Source organism: Collinsella sp. D33t1_170424_A12 (assembly GCF_015554865.1).
In the GTDB taxonomy this organism is placed as follows: Bacteria; Actinomycetota; Coriobacteriia; order Coriobacteriales; family Coriobacteriaceae; genus Collinsella.
This window is the reverse complement of record NZ_JADNJJ010000083.1, coordinates 1-1,778: the sequence shown is the minus strand read 5'-3', so window position 1 is coordinate 1,778 and position 1,778 is coordinate 1. Positions and strand designations below refer to the sequence as shown.

Here is a 1,778-nt window from a genome sequence, read left to right as displayed (position 1 = left end):
GGCCGCGAGTATTGCAAGCAACGCGAGCTCGGTGGCGACGTATGCCGTCGGTACCGACTGGGTTATGCTCCGGGCCGCGGTTCGCTCGTGCAGTATCTGGGGAGCAAGGGCTTCACCCCGCGGGAGATGATCGACGCCAACGTCGCCTACCGTCGTTCCGAGGGCGGCGGCCTGGTCGATCGCTTCTACGAGCGCGTGATGTTCCCCATCTTCGACGAGCAGGGAAAGTGCATCGCGTTCGGCGGTCGCATCATGGGTACGGGCGAGCCGAAGTATCTCAACACGTCCGAGACCCCGCTGTTCCATAAGAAGCGCAACCTCTATGGGTTCAATTGGGCGAAAGAGCATATCGTCGCTCGCGGCGAGGCCGTTGTCGTCGAGGGCTATACCGACTGCATCGCATGCTGGGAAGCCGGGCTCGGTAACGTGGTCGCCACCTTGGGCACGGCGCTCACCGAGCACCACGTCAAGACGCTCACGCGGTTCGCTAGCCGAATCGTGTATCTCTTCGACGGCGATGCGGCGGGCCAGAAGGCTGCCGAGCGCGCCATCCAGTTCGTCGAGCGCGACTCGGTGGACCTTCGCTGCGTGACCTTGCCCGACGACCTCGATCCCAACGACTTCGTTCACCGCTTCGGCGGAGAGGCGCTCGAGAACCTGCTGGCGCAAAGCGAGCCGCTGATGGATTTCGTTTTTCGCAAGCTCGAGGAGCGCAGCGACGTCTCGACCCCGGGCGGGCGCAAGAAGGCGCTCGAGGATGCGTGCGCGCTCATCTATCCGCTCCGCTCAAGCTATATGATCGACTCCTATTACATCCAGATCGCCGATCGCGTGGGCGTCGACGTCGAGATGGTGCGCGAGATGGCGCCCCGGGTGTTTCGCGCGGTCCAAAAGCGCGAGGAGGCGGCGGCCAAGCGAACCGAGCGCTATGAGCGCTCCGCTCGCGAGCGCGAGTCGCGCGATGGCGGGGGAGCGGGGAACACCCGGGCGGGCTGGAGCTTGCGCGGGTCGGCTGCGGCCGCGTCTGCGGATCATCTTCATCTGGCGCCATCTATGGATGGCGACGACGAGGGTTTCGCCGTTCCCGACGACTACGTGCCGATCGACGCCTTCGATTCCGATGTCGAGGCCGATCCCGGCGCATTCGCGTCGCCGGCTCCCTCGATGTTCACCATGCTGACCGACCTCGAGCGCCGCGCGCTCGCATGCGAACGGGAGCTGCTCACCTTGCTCACCGCCTATCCGGATGAGTTCCGCGCATGCGCCGAGCGCATAACCGAAGTCGAATGGGTCGATGCGCGCAACGAGGCCATCGCGTGGGCGGTCCTGGCGACCCCCGAGGGGTCTTCCCCCGCGGACGTGATGGTTGCGGCACGAGCCGTGTGCCCGGAGGCCGCTCAACTCGTGAGCACCGGTACGCTTTCTTCGACGAGCTCGCATCCCACGCAGACGACGATCGTGTTTCTGCTGGATACGCTCGAGCTGTATACGGTTCGTCGCCGCATGCGTTCTGCCCAGGCGAAGCTGAGAAGCGACCGATCGCTGTCCGCCGATGATCGGCGTGCGCTGACGGTTCAGGCGACGCGCGATGCCGCCCGTGCTCGCGAACTCGCTGCTGCCGTGGAGGGTGTTGCCGATCCTTTCCGTTTGTAGCCGATGGCTCTTCAAACGGGGTATGAATAGGGAGGTCGCATGAATGCGCATGGGCTGCCATAGTCGAAACATCGAGCCTTACGGTTGGAATGTGGTCATTTCACGACAAATGATCGATCGTTAGA

General features: G+C 64.2%; 1 protein-coding gene. It reads left to right on the top strand.

The genetic code is table 11. From position 1 onward, the window contains the following. A partial coding sequence (locus tag I2E26_RS03915; RefSeq protein WP_195419684.1) for a DNA primase occupies positions 1-1,653 on the top strand: 1,653 nt, incomplete at its 5' end. Positions 1,654-1,778: the final 125 nt, after the last annotated feature.